Origin of the sequence: Maridesulfovibrio ferrireducens (assembly GCF_900101105.1) — a bacterium.
GTDB lineage: Bacteria > Desulfobacterota > Desulfovibrionia > Desulfovibrionales > Desulfovibrionaceae > Maridesulfovibrio > Maridesulfovibrio ferrireducens.
The window spans coordinates 458,950-482,178 of record NZ_FNGA01000004.1 but is presented as its reverse complement, the minus strand read 5'-3'; the positions used below and the strand labels follow the sequence as shown (position 1 = coordinate 482,178).

Here is a 23,229-nt window from a genome sequence, read left to right as displayed (position 1 = left end):
AGCTCCAAGGGGACTTTCTCTTTTATAATAATAAAATCAGCCTAACTTAATCCCAATCAGGTTCGCACTCGGCCTTGAATCCTTTAAAAGAAATAAGGTGATTGTGCAGATACATTTTGCCGTCAGCGGATGCTGTACCGTAAACAGTATCACCTACAATCGGGAATCCTGCGTATGCAAGGTGTGCTCTAATCTGATGACGCGCGCCCTTTGCAATTCTGACTTTCACAAGCGTAATGCCGTTACCGAGATCTGAAACGCGGTCAGCGTAACTCCATCGGAGTCTTTCTGCATCTTCGCTCAGCACTTTAGTTACAGTGCGTGAATCCGTATCCAGTTCTTTTTTGACAACAAACTCAGAATCAGGATTTCCGATAACTCTGGCGAAATATTCTTTCTCGACTTTTCCTTCCTCTTCATACTCTTTAAACAACCGGGCCTGTTCATGCCCGAATGCTACCAGCAATATTCCAGAGGTTGAATGATCCAGTCTGTTGACCAGAATCGGTGTTTTCTCCATGAAAAGTTCATCGAGACAATCCTGCGCGGAACATTCCATGCTTCCTGCAATCGAAGCTGAATGCATTCCAGCTGGTTTAAGGACTGCGGCATAATCGTCAGTCTCCGCAATGATAGAAAGATGCGGCAGAATATCTTCGGTGCTGGTGGCGTCGGTTCTTTCAAACAGTACGATTTCTGCGCCCGTAAACATTTTAAGACTGGGTTTTGCGCTCCGTCCATTTACAGTAACCAGACCATTTTCAACAATTCTTCTGCGCTGGCGCAAACCTGTTTCGGGAAGTAACACAATCAAAAATTTATCGAGCCGCAACCCTTCATCATTTTCCGTTGCAACTACCTTTGAACATTCTTTTAAATTCTTATTATCCACAATTAATCTCCTGACGTTTTACGCCTCTATCCTGCGATAGGTCTTTGACGATGCGAGGGAAAGAGCATACAACTTTGACACTCAATCCAACTATAAAATTTTAAATTAAACTACTATTTTTTAATATCAAACCAGAACATTAGAGGGCCACACGTGAACTTAAGAGGTTGCATACTAATACTTATAGCTGCGGTCATGTGGAGCCTTATCGGGCCTGTTTCAAAATTCCCGCTTGAACAAGGAATTCCCCCGCTGGAAAACGCATTCTGGAGAGCTCTCTTCGCATGGATACTTTTCGCTGTCCATGCTTACCGTATGCGCGCATTCAAAATAGCCCCTAAAGACATCCCATCTGTAATCTGTTTCGGGATAGTCGGAATTACAGTTTTTTACGGTTCTTATCAGCTCGCGGTACAAGGAGTAGGCGCCGCCCTTGCTTCAGTACTTCTTTATACGGCTCCGGCATGGGTTGCATTCATGTCATGGCTTTTCCTAGGCGAAAAAATGGGGCCGATTAAATTATGTGCTCTTTCCATGACAATCATCGGAGTTGTCTGCGTATCACTCGGGCCTCAAATTTTCGGAACCGGAAAAGAATTAGCCTTCACATGGTTCGGCCTTATGTGCGGCCTGACATCCGGATTCTCATACGCACTCTACTTTATTTTCGGCAAAACATTATTCTCCCGATATACAACCCCGACTATCTTTCTATACGCCCTTCCAATCGGAGCAATAGGACTTCTTCCCTTTTTCGAATTCCATCATAAAACTCCCACGTCCTGGATATGTCTTATCACACTTGCGGTAGTTTGTACCTACGTGTCATATACCCTCTATTATGTAGGTATGCGATGGCTTGAAGCTACAAATGCGGCAGTTATTGCGACAATTGAGCCAGTAATGGCCGCCATACTCGCTTGGTGGTGGTGGGATGAAAGTTTCGACTGGACCGGATATCTCGGAAGCATGCTTATCGTTTCAGCCGTACTCATTATTATTATGGAAGGGAAAATTATGTCCCGCGTGCTAAGACCGCAAACTGAGACAATATAACTCAATAGCTTAAAAGGTTCTCATAATGCTCAAACAGGTTAAAGCTTCCGCCGGATCTGGTAAAACCTACGAACTTACCGCACGCTTTTTATCTCTTCTTGCCGGATCACAGGAAGAAGATTCAATTCCCGTCTGTAAGTCATCGCAGGCCAAAGGTTACTGCTGGCCGGAAATAATGGCTGTAACCTTCACCAATAAAGCCGCCGCTGAAATGAAAGAAAGGGTCGTACGATCTTTAAAGAACAGAGCACTGGACATAGAAGGTGACGGGCTCGGCAAAGACTGGACTCCCGGTGCAGCCAAAAGACAGCTGACGCCCATTTTACAGCGCTATAATAGACTCAACATCCGAACCATCGACAGCCTATTAAATCTGCTGGTCCGTATTTTTGCCCTTGAACTGGGATTAAGCCCCGAATTTGAACTCCTTTTCGACCCTGCCACCCTTTTTGAACCTAACTTCAATAAATTTCTGACCCACTGTGAAGAAGGCGATGAGTACCGTAAAAAATTGATGGATGATGCGGTTGAAAGTCTTGTTATCAAAGAAAACAAACAAGGATTCTGGCTGGCTGAACAAATGCGGTTCAGATTAATCAGGATTCTTGAACACGTTCTGGAATGTCCGGGCGAAAGGCTTACCGATCAGGAAGAAATAGCCGGACTGCTTCAATCCCATTTTGATAAATTCATGAAGGCTGTTTCCACCATGTCTTCATTAATAGAGAGTGAAAGCATCGCCGCCTCAAGCCATCTTCTTAAATATCTGGCTCACGCAGCATCTCTTGATTTTATGGGAGAGCCTAAAGAATCGACAATGCTCTCAAAAGAAAGTTTTGTGGATTGCGTAAATAAAAAATCCAAAGGCGATATAAACTCGTTCCATGAAAAAATTTACGAAGACCTGAAAAAAGCACACACACTTTACCGTGACCAAGCCATGATTTTGCGCGGAGCATATGCACTTGCCCCGTTCGTAAGAATCGTCGAAGAAATCCGTGACGACATCATTGAGTATCAATCCCTTCACGGAATGCTGCTCAGTTCATCACTTCCACGGGTAGCATCATATGTTTTACAAAACGGTGAAGCCCTGCCGGATGCGTTCTGCCGCATGGGATCGAGATTGCATCACCTGCTTGTTGACGAATTTCAGGACACGAGTCTTGCGCAATGGAACGCAATGATCCCGCTCGCTGTCGAGTGCTTATCCAAAAACGGCAGCCTGTTCTATGTAGGTGATGTAAAACAAGCTATTTACAGCTGGCGGGGCGGAAGATCTGAGCTTTTTGATGAAATAGCAGACGAGCCGGAACTTGCCGCACTTTCAGAATTTACTCCCGGACACCTTGATTACAACTGGCGCAGCCTTGAAAAAGTTATCGAGTTCAATAACTCTTTCTTTGATGCTCTTGCCGATTACGATGTTGCAACAGATTTAGCAGAAATTCTTTATCCGAACGGACCGGAAGATCAACAGACAGAGCTTACAGAAAAAATTGTTTCATCCTTTGAAGGAGCCTCGCAGCAACTTCCGCCCAACCAGCCTCGCGAAGGTGGATATGTTAAACTGCTAAAACTTTTTTCCGAAACTTCGTCAGAAATAGAAGCGGAAACAAAGCGTAATTTCAACATACTTATGGACGACCTTTGCCCACGCAGAGAATTCAAAGACATATGTGTACTTGTCCGTTCCAACGGGCATGCCCAGCTTGTCTGTGACTGGCTGGTGGAAAAAGCAATTCCGGTGATCACTGAAAACAGCCTTCAGCTCGACCGTCATCCCGTTGTGCGGCAGATTGTATCACTGCTTAAATTTCTCGATTATCCGCAAGACGATCTTGCATTTCTGGAATTTATTTGCGGAAAGGAAGTTTTCCAGCGCATTTCGGCTATCTCTAATGAGGAAATCGTCAATTGGCTGGGATCAAGAGATAAAGGACCGCTCTACCGCCGTTTCTCAGAAAAATTCCCTGACTTTTGGAATTATCACATTTCGCCATTTCTGCGTAAATCCGGCCTGATGACTCCTTACGATCTGGCGAGCGAGATGATTTCGCGCTTCCAAATCATAGAAAACAGCCCGCAGGACGAACTTTATATTCGTAGATTTCTGGAAGTCGTGCATCTTGCGGAAGAAAAACGCGGCACATCACTCGCCGCTTTCCTCGATTTCTGGGAAATATCATCAGCAGAAGAGAAAGTGCCTCTCCCTGAATCAGTCAATGCTGTACGCATCATGACCATCCACAAATCAAAGGGACTTGAATTCCCGGTAATAATCGTTCCCTTTCACAACTGGGCGGTATCAGGATCAGATACCACGTTCACCGACATTGAAGTGGACGGTAAAATTCTGCTAACCCCCATGAGCAGTGCTCTGGGTGATACTTATTATGAAAACCGCACCCGCATGTTCACTGAACAGCTCAACTTATTATATGTTGCATGGACCAGAGCAGGAGATGAGTTATATGGATTCCTGCCGTCTGAAAAAGTTAAAAGCGTAACTCCGGCCCTTTCCGCCATTGAAACAATCCTTGAAGGACGTTTTAATGATCTGGGACTGCTGGAACACGGAACCGCTCCCGTAAAAATTGAATCATCAATAACAAGCGAATCTCCACAGGAAAATAATCCTGAACCGAAAAATAACCCTGAACAGGGAGAACTCAACCAGACAGACGCAGACCATGTGGACGGTTCAAAATATTCTGAACTGCAATCACCGGAACTTATGGCATGGCTTCCAAGACTTAGAGTTTACCGCCATAATTTAGAGGATTATTCCTACGATGCCCGTATGCGCGGCGAACTTGCACATAAGGCTATGGAAAATCTTATCCTCACTGGCGACGATGAAGCGGACAGCTTACGAAGCACCGAAGCGGCATTTGCACAATTTCCCGCCATTGCCGATGAACGCGAAAAAATCATTCCCGAAGTTGCAGCCATGACAAGCTGGGCCATATCCGTTGAAGATGTGCGCGCCGCCATTGAACGCGGAAGACCGGAAGTAGCCATTATGGACCGCAAAGGTGAGACACACCGTGCGGATTTACTTCTGCTCGAAGAAAACCATGCACTGGTGGTTGAATACAAAACAGGCTCCCCGTCTCCTGAAAATGAAAAACAAGTTAAAAGATATTTAAGGTTGCTGAAAGAAATGTACGGAAATCAAAAAGAATTGCGGGGACTCCTTGTCTACCTTGATGAAAAGTTCACACGGGAGGTTATGATATGACCACCCGCTCACCTTTCACCGTTATTTCGTGGAAAAAAGATTTCATCGAAAATTTCAGTTCTATTTTAATAGATGAATCTGACGGCGATCTAAGCAATACAATTGTTATTGTTCCGCATCACCGACCAGCCAGATATTTAAAAAAAGCTCTTGCCGCTTCGGACGATCTTCCGAAACCCTGCATTCTGCCTGAGATTTACTCTTTTTCAGACTTTGTAAGTTCACTCATGCCGAAACTTACGGGAACTTTCCCACGCAGAATCGGCAAGCTTGATCAAGTCGGACTGCTCTTTAACATAATCGAAGGACTTCGGGGGGAATCAACCGGCCTGTTATCCAAACTCCCTGTTGACCTGCAAAAGTTTTTCCCTTGGGGTACAAGGCTCGCTTCCTTGCTGGAAGAAATGCTCCGGCAGGACGTTAAACCCCGCAACTTGTCTATGCTTCAAGGTGAAGTGCTCGACTGGGCAGCCGCCCTGCTGGAAGAAATAGAACTGATTTTTATAAAATATGTAGAAGCCCTCGAACGAAGAGGCTGGTCCACCACGGGACTTGAAAACCGCAATCTGTCCCAAAATCTGGATAAACTGGATAACATTTTAGAAGGCAAAAAATTGTACCTTGCCGGATTTTATGGTCTCAGTGGAGTTGAAGATAAATTTTTCCATCATCTCTGGGATAATTTAGATTTGCGGATCATCTGGCACAGCGACCCGGCTTTAGCCTTAAGAGAACAAGGACATTTCGCAGTAAAAGAACATCGTAACTGGATGCGAAACTGGAAAGCCGAGGCTGTATCAGATGATATATCCGAAGACAGTTGCGCTCTGCCCGAACTAAAATTCTTTGAAGGATTCGATCGCCATTCACAACTTTGCGCCATGCGTGAAGAACTTTCCACCGGTTCATATGAAGGATGCGCAGTGGTTTTGCCGGACACTTCACTTTTACTGCCCGTTATGCACCATCTGCCCGAGCATGATATAAATATCAGTATGGGGTATCCGCTTAAACGCTCCGCATTGAACGGTCTTCTCGAAGCGATTTTAAAACTTCAAGAAAATAAAAACGGTAAAACTTATTACTGGAAAGATATTTTAGCTCTGATCAGGCACCCTTACTTAAAAATGCTTGAAATTAATGACGAGCAACCGCTGAGAACAATTTTTCATCAATGGGAAACAGTGCTCAGAAGTGGTTCACCTTATGCCGATCCAAAAGAATTTATTCCGGTATACAGCGATGAAAACGGAAATCTTATTGATAACTCCGACACAACAGAAGAATTGCGAACCGAAGTTCTAGGACTCTGCATTGACGGCTTTGCAAAAATTACAACTCTCGAAGAACTTGCCGACAGTTTACAACATATGGCGGAAATGCTCCGTTTACGCGGCGGAACGTTGTGGCAGAGATATCTGCTCGACTCGGAATGTCTGTTCCGTCTGATGAATGAAGTTATTCCTGAACTTCGCGAAAGCTCCATCAGTGAAGAAAATTTTGGACAATCATTATCCTTTTCGATATTCCGGCAGCTCCTTTCATCACAGCGGGTATCCTTTGAACCGGACCCTATCTCCAGCATGCAGGTACTTGGGATGCTTGAAAGCAGGCTGCTTAACTTCAAACGGACTTTCATTCTGGACACTGTAGACGAAAAAATTCCCGGAACAGATCCTTATGATCCGCTTCTGCCGGATCAGCTGAGATATCTGCTGGATCTTCCTGATTCGCATGAACGGGAAAGCGTTGCTACATATAACTTTTATCGACTTATCATGGGCAGTGAAGAATCGTGCATATTTTATCAGAGCGGAGTTCAGCCCGGCCTGCTTGATTCAAAAAGCGTGCGTAGCCGATTTGTTGAACAGCTTCTCTGGAAACTTGAGCAGAAAGCTAAAAAGATAATCACCCCCGGTGAAAACTTTCCTTTAAAAGCAATCAACTTTCCAGTGGGAGCAATACTAAATATCCCCGAACCGATAGCAAAAGAGCCTGTTGCCGAAAAACTTGAGGACATGCTTAAACATAAGGGTCTCTCGCCTTCAGCTATTGATTGCTACGTAACTTGCCCCAAACTGTTCTTTTTCCGCTACCTGTCAAACGTAAGGGAAAGCGCTACGGTTGATCTAGACGGAGACCGCGCTGGTTTCGGTGAGCTTATTCATTCAGTACTGAAAGATTTTCTGACTCCGCATCTGGGCATTGAAATTTGCGGTAAGGATTTAAACTTCAGTGAACTGAATGAACTTTTCATGATGCGTCTGGAACGGGATTCACTTTACCCTAATCTGCCCTATGACATTAAAAAATCACTTGAACATGCTGGTAAAAACAGGCTCACCTTATTCCTTAAAAATATCGGACAGACAAAAGTTATTGCTTTGGAATCAGACGCACAGGCAATTCTGACTCTTGATAAGTATCCGGTAAAAATTCACGGTAGAATTGACAGAGTGGATAGCCGTGACGACTCTAGGTACGTTATTGATTATAAAACAGGGCAGTTACACATGCCCCGCAAATCATTCTGGAAAAATTCAGAAATTTGGACTCCGATATTGGAAGACCCGCAAAGTTTGTATCACGACTCTGCCGAGTTTTTAGAAAAAATAAAATCAAGTGCCGACAGCCTTCAACTTCCCCTTTATTTATTGATGGACCATCAAACTTCATCAGTAATGCCTCGTCAGGCTGCGCTTGTTGAACTTGTAAAAAGCGGCCACGAAAAATTTCTATTCGACTCCAAAACGGATGAAGAAGAAAGAATTGATATTATAGGCACAAAAATTCCTGCTCTTTCAACGTTCATCATTAATAATATGATCTGTGAATCTGAATTTAAAGCCATCCGCTCCGCACAATGCAATTGGTGTTCATACCGCGAAGCATGCGGAGCATAGAATGTATAAAAAAAGAAACACGCCTAATAAATATTAAAGGAATAAGCTAATGAAAACCGTTGAAATTATGATCTGCGGCGCAGGTATCGTCGGCTTGACAATCGCACGCGAACTGATCTCCAGAGGGCACAAAGATATTCTTATCATTGATAAAGAAACTGAAGTTGCCAAACACGCCTCTGGACGTAACAGCGGAGTACTGCACGCCGGTATCTATTATGCTCCCGGCAGCCTGCGCGCCAAATCGTGTCTCTCAGGAAATTTTAGAATGAAGGCTTACTGCAAAGAAAAAGGGCTGCCTTTACTCGAAAGCGGAAAAGTTATCGTTGCCAAAAACGAATCTGAAATTCCCACTCTGCACGAACTTTATGACAGAGCTACGGCAAACGGCGCAAAAGTAGAACTGATAGACGAAGAAAGACTCTCCCAAATAGAACCCAATGCTAAGACGTGTAAACAGGCTCTTTTTTCACACTACACAGCAGTAGTTGATCCCCGCGCAGTAATGAACTCTCTCTACAATGATCTATTACAAAGCGGTAAAGTAACTTTCATGCTCGGAACAAGTTTCATCACTGCAAAAAAGAACAATCTGATTATTACAGATAAAGGTGAAATCAGCTGCGGTATGTTTATCAACTCCGCCGGTGCTTACAGTGACAAAGTAGCCAGACATTTCGGCTTCGGCGAAGGATACCAGCTTATTCCTTTCAAAGGCATCTACAAAAAGCTTAAAAAAGACAAAGCAGATATAATCCGGGGCAGTATCTATCCGGTACCGAACATTAAAAATCCATTCCTCGGTATACATTTTACCCGAAGTGCAACCGGAGACGTTTACTTAGGACCGACTGCAATCCCCGCATTCGGCAGAGAAAACTATGGCATATTGAAGGGACTGGACAGCGAGGCTTTCAGTATTATATTAAGGGATACGATTCTGTTTATGAAAAATCCTAAATTTCGTGCCATCGCCTTTGAAGAACCTCGCAAATATTTTTTCAGTTGCTTTTTCAATGATGCAAAAGAATTGGTCAAAGAACTAAGCCCGGATGATATTGAAAGTACACCTAAAGTAGGAATCCGCCCGCAACTTGTGGACATAAAACGAAACGAACTTGTAATGGACTTCCTGATCGAAAGTGACGACAAAAGTGTACACGTACTTAATGCAATATCTCCAGCATTTACCAGTTCCATGTTCTTTGCAGAAATGATAGTAGACAAATACATACATTAAAGAATGTTTCATTCTGGAAGTTTAAAAGAAACAGACAACATCATCTGCAATAAATTCAAAAGTAAAAAACACTTGACTTAAAAGCTCATACAGGAAAAAACTTTGCTCGAACTATAAACTGTTCAAAGTCATTGCATCAGACCTAAAAAGGCTTGCAAATTACTTGAAAAAAGAGAAGAATTTATAAACTTTAGTTCACTATTTGAACAGTTTATCAAAATATATAGACAGGAGAACTTAGTAATGAAGCTTCCCCAACTTAAAATTGGCGACCTAGTTGCCAGAGTGCCCATCGTTCAAGGCGGAATGGGCGTAGGAATATCTCTTTCCGGTCTCGCTTCAGCTGTTGCCGAAGAAGGCGGAATAGGCGTTATTGCTGCTGCAATGATCGGCCTTACCAGCTCAAAGCCGAACAAAAGTGCGCCAGAGGCACAAAGCGAAGCACTCGCTGACGAAATACGAAAGGCCAAGGCTAAAACCTCCGGCATCGTCGGAGTAAACATCATGGTTGCTCTGACAGATTTCGCAGCACAGGTGAGTACTTCTGTAAAAGAAGGCGTTGATGTTATTTTTTCCGGCGCTGGACTTCCTTTAGATCTTCCAAAATATCTTGTAGACGGCGCTAAGACTAAACTAGTCCCTATTGTTTCATCTGGAAGAGCAGCTTCAATCATCTGCAAAAAATGGATATCCAAATTCGACTACATTCCCGACGCATTTGTCGTGGAAGGCCCCAAAGCGGGCGGTCATCTTGGATTTCACCGCGACCAGCTTGATGATCCTAAATTTTCCCTTGAATCAATACTTCCAGAAGTCCTTGGCGCTGTTAAAGTGTTCGAGGAAAAAACGGGTAAAACTATCCCCGTTATTGCAGCCGGCGGCATCTACACCGGTGAAGACATATGCAAGTACATTAAAATGGGCGCAGCAGGTGTTCAGCTTGGAACAAGATTCGTAGCGACTCACGAATGTGATGCAAACGAAAAATTCAAGCAGGCTTATGTTGATTCTACTAAAGAAGACATGACTGTAATTCAAAGCCCTGTAGGTTTACCGGGAAGAGCTATTAAAAACGACTTTCTTGATGCTGTTTCCGCAGGCAAGAAAACTCCTTTTAAATGCTCATTCAAATGCCTTAAAACTTGTCAGGTTGAAACTACCCCTTACTGCATTGCATCAGCACTTATCAGCGCACAGCGCGGTAAATTGAAATATGGTTTTGCTTTCGCAGGGGCAAATGCTTACAGAACCCAAAAAATAGTCTCTGTTAAAGAGCTCATTGCTGAACTCAAAGCAGAATTCGAAGTGGCTTGCCCAGCTTAGCCAAGAATAATAGAATAAAAAAAGGCGTTCCAGATGGAACGCCTTTTTTTTTGCCATACGCTGTGCAATATATCAAAAAACTATTTTCCCTTAGCCTTTTTAGGCTCTTTAGGACTTTCTTCGGTTGCACTTTTTTCAGCAACCGGTTCCGCTTTAGGTGCAGCTTTCTTAGCGGCTGCTTTTTTAGGAGCAGATCTTTTACGTGAAATTATCGACTCAAGCTTCTCAGCGGCTGCCTGAGTTTCAGATCCAGCCCCCAGAAAATGCATTTCACCTGCTGGAGAAATCCAATGCCATCCTTCAGGCTTTTTTAAAATTCTTGCGCCCTTTGAATCAAGAAAATCTTTGTATGAAGATTTTTCAAGAGAATCATCAATCTGTTCAGTAAGTTTTTTATTTTCTGCCATCACCTGCGTATGACGAAAAATTTCAAACGCGCTATGAATCAGATCAAAAGCTGGTTCAATGCTTTCGCCTTTTTTGGAAGAAAGTTCCTTCTCAAGCTGAGCTAAATCTTTTTTCAAACTGCGGATTTCAAAAAGAGCTGCATTTCTCGCCGAATCACTGTTAGCCTCAATCGCATTTGTAACTGCGGCTGCCGTCTGCTTTTTCATAGATCCTCCTCCAAGGTTGATAAATTAAAATTTCCTGCGATTACTCATCGCTTCCATCAGATTTTCTACTTACAGAACCACTTTCTGATAAAGGATGCGCCTTATCGTAAACATTCATAATATGCTGTAAATTCAGATGAGTGTATCTCTGAGTAGTCGTAAGATTTTCATGACCTAACAATTCCTGAACGGATCGCATATCCGCGCCGGATTGAAGCATATGCGAGGCAAAACTATGTCGCAACATATGCGGATGAACTCCGCCTTGCAATCCGGCCTCTTCGGCCATGCGTGCGAGAATTCGATTGACTTGTCTTCGATTAATACGCCCGCCTCTATTGCCCACAAAAAGAGCTGTCTCTTCAAGCGCAGGTCCAAGCTCTTCTCTGACAGTGAGATAAGAATCAATAGCCTCGCGGGCTGTGTCACTAAGCGGAGAAAGACGTTCTTTGTTTCCTTTTCCCGTAACTCTGACAAGCCCGGAAGAGGTATCCACATCATAAATGCCGAGAGAAATAGCTTCGCTGACACGCAATCCGGAACCATACAAAAGTTCAGCTATAGCATGATCCCTTTTATCTTCAGGTTCCACCCCGCACTTTGAATCAAGCAGATTTATAGCTTGATCAACATTCAATGAACGCGGTTGCCTAACCTCTTGTTTAGGATTGCGTATACCTGCCATAGGGTCATTCGTAATAAAACGATGACGCGTCATGTATTTAAAAAAAGAACGAAGCGTGGATAACTTTCTGGAAAGCGTACTTTTAGCAAGTTTGCGGCCATGCAGTTTAGCAAGAAATCCCCGGACATGATCAACCGAGATTTCAACTAGATTTGAAAGAGAGTGCGAACGGGTAGAAAGGAATTCTTCGAATTGAATCAGATCTTTTTCATAAGAACATAGTGTAGCCTTAGAACACCCTTTCTCAATATCCATATGAGTAAGAAAGATCTGAACTGGTTCCGGCATTACATTACGGGGTCCGGCGGTCGAGGACATAATTACTCTTTGGATTTTCTTTTGCTTTCTTCTTAAGCCCCATCGCTATAGCTGAGGCTTCTCCGAAATGCTTGAGTTTGCCATCAATATTAAAAACAACCGCAATAGAAATTGCCATAAGCGGAAAAGTCTGCACCACTCCCTGTCTATCGGTTGAAACAATAGTCTTTCTTTTGCGATCTTCAATATCGTAAAAATTGGGAACAATACCATCAAAAGAAAAAATAATTCGCTTACAGGCTTCTTCAACAATGTCAGGGGAAGTAATTACAACAAAATCGTCACCACCGACATGACCGACAAAAGTCTGCTCTCCGACAAAACCTCGAACCGTATTCACGATTATTCGCGCGGTCATACTTAAAACTTCATCTCCGCGAGAAAAGCCGTACTTATCGTTGAACGATTTAAAATAATCCAAATCGCAATAGGCTAGCGCAAAATCTTGGTTTTTATCTATAAGAGTCTGAATTTTATTAATAATAGAAGTGTTGCCGGGAAGTTTAGAAAGCGGATTTGCATCCAGCGCACGCACGGCCCGGCAAAGAGTTAAATTTACTCTTTCCCGCACAATGGGTCTAAAGAAAGGACGTACAATAAAATCATCAACTTCGATTTCATTCCAGTCCCAAGGGGTTGAGAGGTCCTTTTCATCAAGGCATATAATGACAGGAAGTTGCCGGTAAACATTTTCGCTTTTAACAAGTCGCGCAACTTCTGATGCGGAAATATCGGTGACTCTGTTATCAACTATAAGTAAATCAGGCGGGTTATTGAAAATATCTTCAATGGCTCCCCGAGCCTGACTATAGCAGATAAACTCGAGAGTTTCTTCGGACCAGATGTCTCTGAGCAACTCTTTAAACTTATTATCCGATGAAATCAGGATACATTTATGTTTAGTCAGGCCCAACAGACCGTGATTATTATTCTTGTCCATGAAGTTACGATTAGCACCACTGATGCGCTTCGTCAAAGCACAACTGCATAACGATACACAAAAACAAGAATTTATTATCTAAAATCACGAAAATAGAGAATCAAACTAGAAAAATTATTCACTTTAGAATGTAAGCCCTGAAATTTCCACAAATTGTTCTGAAAGCTCATCCATTACAGGTTCAAGATCTTTCATTTTAAGCTTCAAAATTTTCATGGCAGCCGGTTTAAAGTAAGAGATTTGATCATCTCCTCCGTTACCATATTCAAAAAGGCGAACCAGAAAATCCCCGACATGAACAACCGCTGCTGTCTGCTGATAAAATTGAGCTCTGTCAGGGTGATGATGATAAGTCATAGCCTCTCTGACGTTCGGAGGAAGATTCCAATGCCGCGCAAGCCATGCGTTAATTCGGTCATGCCCGAAACCAAGCACAACTTTTTCTGCATCATAATAGCAAAGATTTTTTTCCCGCACAGTCATGCAGATTGCTTCATTAAGTTCAGGTAATTGAACTGCGGTTACAACTTTTCCTAAATCGTGCAGCAGACCTGCAACAGTGAACTCTTCAGGATCTTCAAAACCGGCAGCTTTTGCAATCGCACCACTAGCTAAGGCACATCCAAGGCTATGTTCCCAAAGACCGGACATGGCCTTCTGGATCATATCAAAAACCGAAGTTGAAATAATAATACCTTTTATGACATTCAAACCAAGCAGAACAAGAGCATGCTGAATTGTTGTAATACGACCGGGGAATCCGTAAATAGGAGAGTTAACCATTTTCAAAACTTTAGCAGATAAGACCTGATCCTGTGAAATAACCTTGGCAACCTGCTCTGTGGAAGAATTCGGGTCATCCACAAGTTTTGTAACTTCATCGAGAACACTGGGTAGAGTAGGCAGGTCAGAAGTGGAAAGAATCTGTCCTTTTACGCTTGTTTTAAGATCCTGATCAGACATATTTAAAAATCCTCTCCCCTTTCGTCCACTTTTTCAGCTTCGTCAGCTTCAAGAGCGGAGGCCGCAGCCTGTTCTTCGGCTAATTTATAAGCTTCAGCTTCAGCCTTTTGCGCGGCTGCCTTGAGATTGAAATATTCTCTGAAAAAGCCTTTTACGCGAAACATCCATTTATCATTAGTATATCTTCTAAAAAGATGATCAAGACGCTCAGATTTTTTTCCCCATGAAGAATCACTTCCGTCGCCGAGATCAAGAGGATTTCCCTGCACAACAATACGCTCGACATTCATACTAACAAGCCTGCTAATGATGCCTTCAGAAAGCTCAAGCCCTTCAGCAAGTACTACCATCCCGTTATCACGAGCAACGGGTTTTGCCAGTTTCATCCCCGGCTCCGCAAGTTTCACTGGAATTTTCTGCATCAGTCGAACATCTCCTAATCATATTAAAACAAATAAAATGCAGGCTAAGCCGTCATATCAAAATATCGGACCGCCCTTAGCAACGCTTTATATCATAGTACATGCCGGGAAAGTGCACAACGATTCCCTTCACTTCCATACCAAGTAAAACCGCTCCTGTTAAGGCTACATCAACGCCTGATTTACGCGCGACTTCGTCAATATGAAGTTTTCCTTCTCTATCAAGCGTGCGCGCAATCTCCTGTTCATGAGGGTCCAGTGCGTCAATATCCAAAACAAACTTAACACTTTCAGATTGCTTTACGGAATTATTTTCCTGACTCGTATTTTTATTAAAACTGTGGACCGCACGGGGAGTTTTTATTTCAGAAACAGGCACAAACTCTTTTTTAGAATTCGCTTCCAATGAATGCCCGATGGTTATTAAAACATCATCCACAGTTTCAACAAGAGCTGCGCCTTCTTTTATAAGCTTAAGACACCCTGAATAATTTTTACTACCCAAAGGGCCCGGCAGAGCCATAACTTCACGCCCCTGTTCAGCGGCGAGCCTTGCAGTTATCAGACTGCCGCTTTTAATATCAGCTTCAGCCACAAGCACCCCCGCACTCAGCCCGCTTATAATACGATTTCGAAACGGAAAGTTGCCACTATAAGGACGAGTTCCCGGTGAAAATTCAGATACGATCAAACCGTTTTCAATAAGATTGCGCCTCAAACTAGCGCTGTTTTGCGGATAATCATCAATATCAAGCCCCGTACCTAAAACAGCAATGGATGAACCGATCCCTTTCAAAGCTTCTTGATGCGCGCAAGCATCTATCCCCCGGGCAAAGCCCGAGATGACGGTAATACCGACGGCAGAAAGCTCTCCTGAAATCTTTTGAGCATATTCCAGCCCCAATCGACTGCTATTACGGGAACCGACGATGGCAACCCCCGGATTTGCAAGAAGAGATGGATCTCCATAATAATACAGATAAGTTGGAGGGTCCGAAATTTCTTTTAACGAAGAAGGAAATCCGGGATGAGTCCATGGAAGGATTCCGAAGCTGAGCCGCATAACCTCTTTAAATTCTTTTTCCGCAGTGCTTCGCCAAACTTCCGCATGAGCAGCATCGGCTACATTTTCAGAGCAAAGATTTAAATCAGCCCAATTCGCGGCATCCTTTAATGCACTGTAAGCAGAGGGATAAGACTTTAAAATGCGCGACCATGACTTAGGCCCCAGTCCTGGAGTATGCCGTAAAGCAAGACATGCAAAATATTCTTCTTTAATATTCAACTGCGAGCCACCGCTAGCCAATTAGCCCTCAATTTCATTGAGTCTGCGGTTACCGATTTTAGCAGGATCGGATTTTGGATATTCATCAACAAGTGTTCGCAGGTAAAAAACAGCATTTTCTTTATCACCGAGTTTATCGTAAGCAAGACCTATTTTCAGCATTGCATCAGGAACTTTATTTGCTTTAGGAAAACGTCTGCTGACTTCTTTAAATTTTAAAATAGACTGAGCAAAACTTTTTTCAGAATAATAAGTTTCGCCTATCCAATAGAGTGCATTAGGAGCGAGCTTGCCGGAAGAATTGTTTTTTAAAAATTCAGTAAGCTTGGCACGAGCTTCCAGAGGCTTATCATTCATAACAAGACGAACTCCCTCCTGATAAAGGTCTGCCCCGTTACTGGATGAAGCCACACCCTGAGTCTGCGTATGTTCTGCATTTTCACCAGGAACATTCATCCAAGGCTTTTCTTCACTGCTTTCACTGCCACCGACAACAACAACTTCTTCTTCGACCGCAACAGGAACAGGGACAAGAGCCTGCTCTGCCTTCATAGCAGACATTTGCAGTTGAGCCTCTTTCAATTCAGCAATAGAGCTATCAAGCTCTCCAAGCCGTTCCTGAATTTTTTCAACCGCAGTCATTGTTTCAGCATGATTTTTATCTATATGATCCTTCTGTTCGCGTAACCCTTCTTTAAAATTCAAAAAATTCTCTTCAAGACTTTTTAACCGCCATTCTTCACTTGCACCCCAAGCGGGTTGCTCCGGCTGTTTTGCAGCAAAACAACCACTGATAGATAATGACAATATAAATATTGCAAGAATATGGAAATACTTCATCAAATGTCTCTCCAGATGAATTTTAAAAACAACGCAAACAGATCGTATAATTATAAAGCTCGCAAACAGGAATATTCAATTCAAATTTCAACTGATTCAAAATAGGCGACTTACAGCAATTTGGCAAGCTGATCGCCGATTTTACAGAAAGGCCGCACTCTTACCCTTGCTTCCGACCAGTTTTTAAGGCAAAAGTTCACAAAAAAGGTAAGCCGATTGTCATAAAATTTGATGAATACCTACTTTATTTTAAAATAAAAAGTTTTATCTACTTCTTATTTAACATTTTTTTCAAATTTAATAACCAATAAACTTTTTAGAAAAGATTTTATACTTTTTTTCTAGGGCTTGCTTTTCATAAAAAAGAATTTATCTGTTACACGACATCAATTTTTTTGAAGGATAAAGAAAATATGAACACTCTCATGGAACCATTAAGACTTACATCCCAGTTGTTGCCCAAAGCTTTAGGGGACTTTATAGCTCTTTCAGCCATCGGAGCACCGATTCTGGCTGTCATTTTAGAGATCACTGCAAAAGCTAGAAATAAAATTTTTTACGACAAATTAGCTAAGCAGATAGCATCCATGTCTCTGATTATGTACGTACTTTTTCTAGGTTGTGCAGCTGGAGCGGCAACTTACTTTACCCGTCAATTTGACTGGCTTACAGACTGGTTTATAAATCCGTCATCACCATTCATAATGGTATATATAACGGTAGGTTTTACTCTGGCAATGCTTCTTCCATATACATTGTTATGGAAATCCATGAAAAAAAACAAACCTGCCCATATACTGCTCGGTACATGTGCCGCGCTCGGCGGAATTTCCACTGTCCATGTAGTGACCATGACCATGAAAGTATTTTTCATGCAGCAGGCCGCAGCCCCTGTCCCAACCGTTCCGACCCTTCCTTTTATTAATCACTTTTTAGTCCTCCCCGGTCTTGCCGGGCTTTATTTGGCCGGACTGTATTTAATCATGTCCTTATCTTTCGCGGCAACCATAGGCGGACTTTATCTGGTTCTACGCCGCAATAAAGACGACTTCGGGCGAGACTACTATAAATTCTCTCTACCCGTCATTTCTAAATGGGCTTTGATCCCAACTCTTGCGCAACTCGCAGCCGTCACATTCATTATTATTTACCTATGCGGACCGACAAAAGAACTCCTCTTAGCAAACAATACTACCGCTATTTGTTTCGGATTATCAGCCGTTCTTACCCTTTTATGTTGTGCAATATGGATAGTCACATGGAAAAGTGCTACCCCGATGCGTCATAAAATAGGACTTACTCTTGCACCGTTTTTTACAATAATAGCTCACGCAACGGTCATGGCCGGAGCCATGAATCTTTATCTGACAATGTAAACAGATATAAAATAAGAATTATTAAGGTTCATCCGGTTTTACTGGATGAACCTTTTTTTATGTTCTGTTCCAATCTCAAAAAAATATTCAATTGAACAAAAAAACTCCCGGTGAAAGAATTCTTTCACCGGGAGTTTTATTTTGTATTACTTAACTTAATTTTATTGCAAAGACCCTTTGACAGTTGCCATGCTGTATATCTCATGAGGATCAAGGATAAGCACTACGCTTCCGTCCCCCATGATAGTTGCTCCTGACACACCTCTAAGATTAAATCGGCTTAGAAAGCGGCCCAGAGGTTTAATCACGATTTCCTGCCGTTCAAGCAGTCTATCTACTACGAGACCAAGCCTGCGTACATTGTCATGAATAATAACAACAGGGAGCACTTCTCTGTCAGGATCACTTACGGGTTGATCAAGAAGTTCTGCGAGTTCCGCAATACCTAAAACTTCTCCTCGCAGAGTGACAACCTTACGGTTATTAACTTCAGTCAGCCTTTCAGCTTCAATCTTAGTTGTTTCAGAAACGGCATCAAGTGGAATCGCATAATTTGCACCGTTAACCTGAACCATCAAGGCATCAATAATAGCTAGGGTCAAAGGCAGGGTAAGAGTAAACTTAGACCCTTTCCCGACTTCCGAAGAAATCTGAACAGTACCTTTAAGGTCTTTGATATTATTCTTAACAACATCCATTCCAACGCCTCGACCTGAAATGTCAGTAACCTTTTCCGCAGAAGAGAATCCAGGGGCAAAGATTAATTCAATTGCTTCGCGATCATCAAGGTTTCGTGCTTCTTCAGCAGAAATAACACCCTTCTTAATCGCGACATTACGCATTTTTTCAGGATCAATTCCGCGCCCGTCATCCTCGACCTCGATAGCGACAGAGTTACCTTTATGGTACGCGCGCAGCCATACATGACCTTCAGGAGTCTTTCCGCTGGCAATACGCTCTTCTTCCGGCTCAAGGCCATGGTCAACCGAATTTCGAATTAAATGAACCAAAGGATCGCCGATTTCCTCGACAACACTCTTATCAAGTTCAGTCTCTTCACCTTCAGTGATCAGCTCAACACGCTTATTACTCTTACGGCTGAGGTCACGAACCAATCGTGGAAATCTTGAAAATACAGTCTGCACGGCCACCATGCGAACCTTCATGATAGTATCTTGAAGGTCATCAGAAATTCTGGACAGTGCATACGTTGTTTCCGTTAACTGCTGAGCGACTATAGGAACTTCCAGATGCCCCTCTTCAAGACCTCGGGCGAGCATCGTATATCGACCGCGACTGATAATAAGCTCACCAATCAGATTCATCAAATGATCGAGCTTCTGATGGTCAACTCGAATAGTAGTCATAGCTTTCGGCTTAGTCGTTTTTTGAGCCGGAACTCCCACAGCAGAAGGAGCCACTGGCGCCGACTTAGGCTTTGGTGCTGGCTTGGCTACAGGCTTAGACTCGGACTTAGCTTTTGGCTTAGGCTCAGTTTTTGGCTTAGGCTCAGCTTTTGGCTCAGGCTTAGCTTTTGGCTTAGGCTCAGCTTTTGGCTCAGGCTCAACTTTTGGCTCAGGTTTAGCTTTTGGCTCAGGCTTAGCTTTTGGCTCAGGTTTAGACTCTGGCTTAACTTCAGGTTTAGTTGCTGACTCGGAAGAATCTTCTTCTCCCTTAAGTTCAGCCACAGCTGCAAAAATCATCTCTTCGATAATTCCGCATTCCTGCTGCAAAAGGTCCAGCATCAAACCAAAATCCATATCAGTTGAGCGGGCTTGATCTACAAGTCCGGCAGTACGTTCGGCATACTCTTTAAGATTATCAAAGCCCATATATCCGGCAGAATTTTGTATTGAAACAAGACTACGGAAAAGAGCATCAATATAGTCCTTCAGGCCGGAATCCTCGCCTAAAGTGGTCAGAGCAAGTGAAATATTATCCAGCTGTTGATGAACAGTCTGCTCAAAAATTGAAATATCTTCAGGATCGAGACCGTCTTCTACTGCTTCAGGTTCAAGAGCCAGATCCGGTTCCAGTTCCTGATCAGATTTCGACTCAGCCCCTAATCCCGAAGCTTCTTCAACTTCAGAATCAGCTCTTTCAACCGGAAGCACTTCTCCGCTTTCAACCGCATTCTGAAGAGGGTCGACAAGCTGAGCTATATCCAACGGCTGAACTTCTCCGGTAGAAGGAGTCACATGAGCAATCAACGACTCAATGCCATCCACAACAGCAAGAAGTAGATCGATCATATAGTGAGTAGCATTAACCTCACCTTTACGAACTTTATTAAGTAAAGTTTCAGCTTCATGAGTTAACGAATTAAGCTCACGAAATCCGATAATCCCACTGTTTCCTTTCAGGTTGTGAAAATATCTAAAAATATCGTTTATAAGATCATCATTGCCTTCGGGATCCTGTTCAAGCTCAAGAAGACCTCTTGTGAGATTTTCAATTATTTCGTGAGCTTCTTCAAGGAAATCAGCCAGATGTCCATCTCCTACAGTAGTAAGATTGTATGGTTCTTCATCTGGATTGACTATAGCAACAAATTGATACGATTGCTTACGGTCAGAAGATTCGGGAATAGCAGGCTCCTGCACCATTTCGACCTCCGGCAATTCTGGTTCTTCGTAATCATCTTCCAATTCTAAAACAGGTTCACTTTCTTCGATTTCCAGCTCTGGCTCAATCTCAGGCTCAGGCTCTACTACAGCAAGAGTTTCACCTGCCATAATTGCTTCGATACGTTCAATAACAATTGAAGTATCAACCTCACCTTCAGTTCCTTGTTCATTGAGGTTATCAATAAGCTGCCGTAACGAGTCAGTAGCTGCTAGGATTACATCCATAATCTCAGAAGTAACAGAAATTTCGCCTTTTCTGAGTTCGTCAAGAACGTTCTCTGCTCTATGAGCAAGCCCGTTAATAATATTCAGCCCAAGAAAACCTGACGCTCCCTTGAGAGAGTGCATAGGTCTGAATATTTCATTAAGAATATCAAGATTTTCAGGATTATTTTCAAGCTCAAGCAAATTGGGCTCGATTGTCTCGAGATGTTCTTTTGCTTCAATAATGAAATCAGCAAAAATTTCAGGATCCAAGAAATCTTGGCTCATTTAGAGCCCCCTGTATTAAAAGTTCGTCTGCGACCGATCACGAATATTACCATTCTTATCACCTAATAACTTAAAAAAAGAAATAATAAATTCTAATCACTAACCTAATAACATTTTAATATTCTTGACCATTTTTTCGGGTTGCGCTGGCTTAACCATATATAAATTAGCTCCCAAATTTAATCCAGTCTGAATATCCTTCTCCTGACCTTCAGTAGAAAGCACAATAATAGGAATGTCCTTATATGCTTCTTGCTCGCGAACGGTCTTAATATAAGTGAAACCATCCATTCTGGGCATATTAACATCAGAAATAATGAGATCAACTTTTTCAAGGCTGTAAAGTTTTTCAAGCCCGTCCAAACCATCTTCGGCAGTGCTGACCTTAAAACCTTCCTTCTTCATAATGAAGGCCACGAGATTCCTTACAGTCTTTGAATCGTCCACTATCAGAATATGTTTAGGCATGTCCTTCACCTTCACTCTTTAAAATTTGTTCTACAAGCCGATCGACAGAAAGAATACTGACCAATTTGTCTCCGGATTTGTAAAGTCCAAGCAGAAATTCAGCACTTACTCCAATCTCTGATTCCACTCCCCAGACAAGTTGATGTTTCTCCGCGCGATACATTGTCTTAACGGCACTAATGGCTAAACCCAGTTGAAGACCTTTATGCCGGCACACAACTACGAACTTATCAGAGACGCCTACGCCTTTATGCAGAAGATTTCTTAAATCCAAAACAGGAGTAACTCTTCCCCTGAGATTAATAATTCCCTGCATATAACTCGGAGCTGAAGGAAGAAGCGTTATAGGAATTTTTTTAACAACTTCCTGAATCACAACTATAGGTAAAGCGTATTCTCTTTCGCCTACAACAAAACTAACTAGCTGGACTTCTTCAGTTTCTTTTAAACTTTCTTCAAAACCTTCAGCACTCCCTTCCCCACCGAAATCGTTAATTTCAGGAGCGGGCATAAATCCGGGAAGACTTGAATCTCTCCGAGGATCAACTCTTTTCAGTTCATCGAGAACCTCACGGTTCCCAAGACCAAGATACTTATCCATGAAAGCAGATTCGGCATCAGTATAGCTATCCTGCTGCTTTTCTTCACCGGGTAGATTTACATTTTCTACGAAATATTCTTCAGGCGTCTTCATTTCTAATTATCTCTCTCGCCAGTTGCATGTATTCCAAAGCACCTCGGGATTTCTCATCAATAGCATAGATGACCTTCCCGCTGGCGCATGCCTCTCTAAATTTCGTATCCATGTGCACCACTGTGCTAAAAACCCTATCTTGCAGCTTTCGCCTGATAAGATTCAAAATTTTTCGGCAAGCTCCGGCCCTTCCGTCATACATTGTAGGCAAAGCCTTGAACTTGACAGGACTCGGTAGCACTTTATTCAGCACCTTAATTGTATCAAACAGCAATCTTATCCCGTAAAGAGCCAGAAAATCGGTCTGAATCGGAATAAGGACCAGATCCGATGCAACAATAGCGTTAACCAGAAGCACCCCGACATGGGGAGGACAATCAATCAGTACATAATCATACTGATCGGTTATCCCGCTAAGAGCATTAGATAAAACCATCCCCTTATTCTTTCTATCCTTAAGATCATTTTCCAGTTCAGAGAGCCTTATACAGGCCGGAACAAAATCAAATCCTACGGTGGCTCGCTTCTGTACTATTTGCAACCAAATCGTCTTATAATTCGCATCGTCAAAAAACAGATTATGAGCCGTCATGGTTACTGTTTCTGGAAAGAAAGACAAATGAACCGAAGCATTTGCATGAGGATCAAGATCTATAACCAACACCTTTTTATTAAGGCGGGTTAATGCTTCTCCAAGTGTCAAAGCTGTGGTTGTTTTGCCGACTCCTCCCTTTTGATTTGCAATGGCTATAACTTTCGCATGCTTCACAGTCTCAGTAAGCTCTATGTCCGATATATCATTTTCCATAAAAGTCCGCCCAATAAACAGTACTTAGTGATGCAGACA

General features: G+C 42.7%; 18 protein-coding genes. 6 read left to right on the top strand and 12 right to left on the bottom strand.

Annotated elements, in window-relative coordinates:
* Window positions 1-46: 46 nt before the first annotated feature.
* A complete protein-coding gene (locus tag BLT41_RS14625; protein ID WP_092162429.1) occupies window positions 47-892 on the bottom strand; it encodes an RluA family pseudouridine synthase in 846 nt (281 codons plus the stop codon).
* 153 nt (window positions 893-1,045) lie between these two features.
* Here BLT41_RS14625 and BLT41_RS14620 point away from each other — a divergent pair, with 153 nt between their 5' ends.
* The 5 genes from BLT41_RS14620 to BLT41_RS14600 all read left to right on the top strand — a co-directional run bounded on the left by BLT41_RS14620 (window position 1,046) and on the right by BLT41_RS14600 (window position 10,658).
* The gene (locus BLT41_RS14620) at window positions 1,046-1,948 is read left to right on the top strand and encodes a DMT family transporter (RefSeq protein WP_092162428.1); all 903 of its coding nucleotides are present in this window, start codon (window positions 1,046-1,048) and stop codon (window positions 1,946-1,948) included.
* A gap of 25 nt (window positions 1,949-1,973) precedes the next feature.
* Window positions 1,974-5,192, top strand: a complete 3,219-nt coding sequence (locus BLT41_RS14615; RefSeq protein ID WP_092162427.1) for a UvrD-helicase domain-containing protein — start codon at window positions 1,974-1,976, stop codon at window positions 5,190-5,192.
* The gene (locus tag BLT41_RS14610) at window positions 5,189-8,095 is read left to right on the top strand and encodes a PD-(D/E)XK nuclease family protein (RefSeq protein ID WP_092162426.1); all 2,907 of its coding nucleotides are present in this window, start codon (window positions 5,189-5,191) and stop codon (window positions 8,093-8,095) included. Before BLT41_RS14615 ends, BLT41_RS14610 begins: the two co-directional genes overlap by 4 nt.
* 49 nt (window positions 8,096-8,144) lie before the next feature.
* A complete protein-coding gene (gene lhgO, locus BLT41_RS14605) occupies window positions 8,145-9,335 on the top strand; it encodes an L-2-hydroxyglutarate oxidase (RefSeq protein WP_092162425.1) in 1,191 nt (396 codons plus the stop codon).
* Window positions 9,336-9,578: 243 nt separating this feature from the next.
* Window positions 9,579-10,658, top strand: a complete 1,080-nt coding sequence (locus BLT41_RS14600; RefSeq protein WP_092162424.1) for an NAD(P)H-dependent flavin oxidoreductase — start codon at window positions 9,579-9,581, stop codon at window positions 10,656-10,658.
* A gap of 80 nt (window positions 10,659-10,738) precedes the next feature.
* On the opposite strand, the gene BLT41_RS14595 is transcribed toward BLT41_RS14600, so the two are convergent.
* The 7 genes from BLT41_RS14595 to ybgF form a co-directional block, all read right to left on the bottom strand.
* Window positions 10,739-11,272, bottom strand: coding sequence for a hypothetical protein (locus BLT41_RS14595; protein WP_092162423.1), 534 nt, complete (start codon window positions 11,270-11,272; stop codon window positions 10,739-10,741).
* Between the two features lie 40 nt (window positions 11,273-11,312).
* Window positions 11,313-12,275, bottom strand: a complete 963-nt coding sequence (gene xerC, locus BLT41_RS14590) for a tyrosine recombinase XerC (RefSeq protein WP_092162422.1) — start codon at window positions 12,273-12,275, stop codon at window positions 11,313-11,315.
* A complete protein-coding gene (locus BLT41_RS14585; RefSeq protein ID WP_092162421.1) occupies window positions 12,250-13,215 on the bottom strand; it encodes a GGDEF domain-containing response regulator in 966 nt (321 codons plus the stop codon). The genes xerC and BLT41_RS14585 overlap by 26 nt, the downstream gene beginning before the upstream one ends.
* A gap of 123 nt (window positions 13,216-13,338) precedes the next feature.
* Window positions 13,339-14,178 carry an HDOD domain-containing protein gene (locus BLT41_RS14580; protein ID WP_092162420.1) on the bottom strand — a complete coding sequence of 280 codons (840 nt, stop codon included), beginning with the start codon at window positions 14,176-14,178 and terminating at the stop codon, window positions 13,339-13,341.
* A gap of 2 nt (window positions 14,179-14,180) precedes the next feature.
* Window positions 14,181-14,600 carry a hypothetical protein gene (locus BLT41_RS14575; RefSeq protein ID WP_092162419.1) on the bottom strand — a complete coding sequence of 140 codons (420 nt, stop codon included), beginning with the start codon at window positions 14,598-14,600 and terminating at the stop codon, window positions 14,181-14,183.
* Window positions 14,601-14,676: 76 nt separating this feature from the next.
* Window positions 14,677-15,885 carry a DNA-processing protein DprA gene (dprA, locus tag BLT41_RS14570; RefSeq protein ID WP_092162479.1) on the bottom strand — a complete coding sequence of 403 codons (1,209 nt, stop codon included), beginning with the start codon at window positions 15,883-15,885 and terminating at the stop codon, window positions 14,677-14,679.
* 21 nt (window positions 15,886-15,906) lie between these two features.
* Entirely contained in the window at window positions 15,907-16,725 is an 819-nt protein-coding gene (gene ybgF / locus BLT41_RS14565; RefSeq protein WP_092162417.1) for a tol-pal system protein YbgF, read from the bottom strand.
* 413 nt (window positions 16,726-17,138) lie between these two features.
* On the opposite strand from ybgF, the gene BLT41_RS14560 reads away from it, so the two are divergent.
* Window positions 17,139-18,101: a hypothetical protein gene (locus tag BLT41_RS14560; protein ID WP_092162416.1), complete on the top strand. Its 963-nt coding sequence runs from the start codon at window positions 17,139-17,141 to the stop codon at window positions 18,099-18,101.
* A gap of 161 nt (window positions 18,102-18,262) precedes the next feature.
* Here the strand turns inward: BLT41_RS14560 and BLT41_RS14555 are convergent, their stop codons facing one another.
* The 4 genes from BLT41_RS14555 to BLT41_RS14540 all read right to left on the bottom strand — a co-directional run bounded on the left by BLT41_RS14555 (window position 18,263) and on the right by BLT41_RS14540 (window position 23,190).
* Window positions 18,263-21,220, bottom strand: coding sequence for a chemotaxis protein CheA (locus BLT41_RS14555; protein ID WP_092162415.1), 2,958 nt, complete (start codon window positions 21,218-21,220; stop codon window positions 18,263-18,265).
* Between the two features lie 99 nt (window positions 21,221-21,319).
* Window positions 21,320-21,688 (bottom strand): response regulator, encoded by a 369-nt coding sequence (locus tag BLT41_RS14550; protein WP_092162414.1) that lies wholly within the window; start codon window positions 21,686-21,688, stop codon window positions 21,320-21,322.
* Window positions 21,681-22,382, bottom strand: coding sequence for a chemotaxis protein CheW (locus BLT41_RS14545; RefSeq protein ID WP_092162412.1), 702 nt, complete (start codon window positions 22,380-22,382; stop codon window positions 21,681-21,683). The genes BLT41_RS14550 and BLT41_RS14545 overlap by 8 nt, the downstream gene beginning before the upstream one ends.
* Window positions 22,369-23,190 (bottom strand): ParA family protein, encoded by an 822-nt coding sequence (locus tag BLT41_RS14540; protein WP_092162410.1) that lies wholly within the window; start codon window positions 23,188-23,190, stop codon window positions 22,369-22,371. The genes BLT41_RS14545 and BLT41_RS14540 overlap by 14 nt, the downstream gene beginning before the upstream one ends.
* Between the last annotated feature and the right edge of the window lie 39 nt (window positions 23,191-23,229).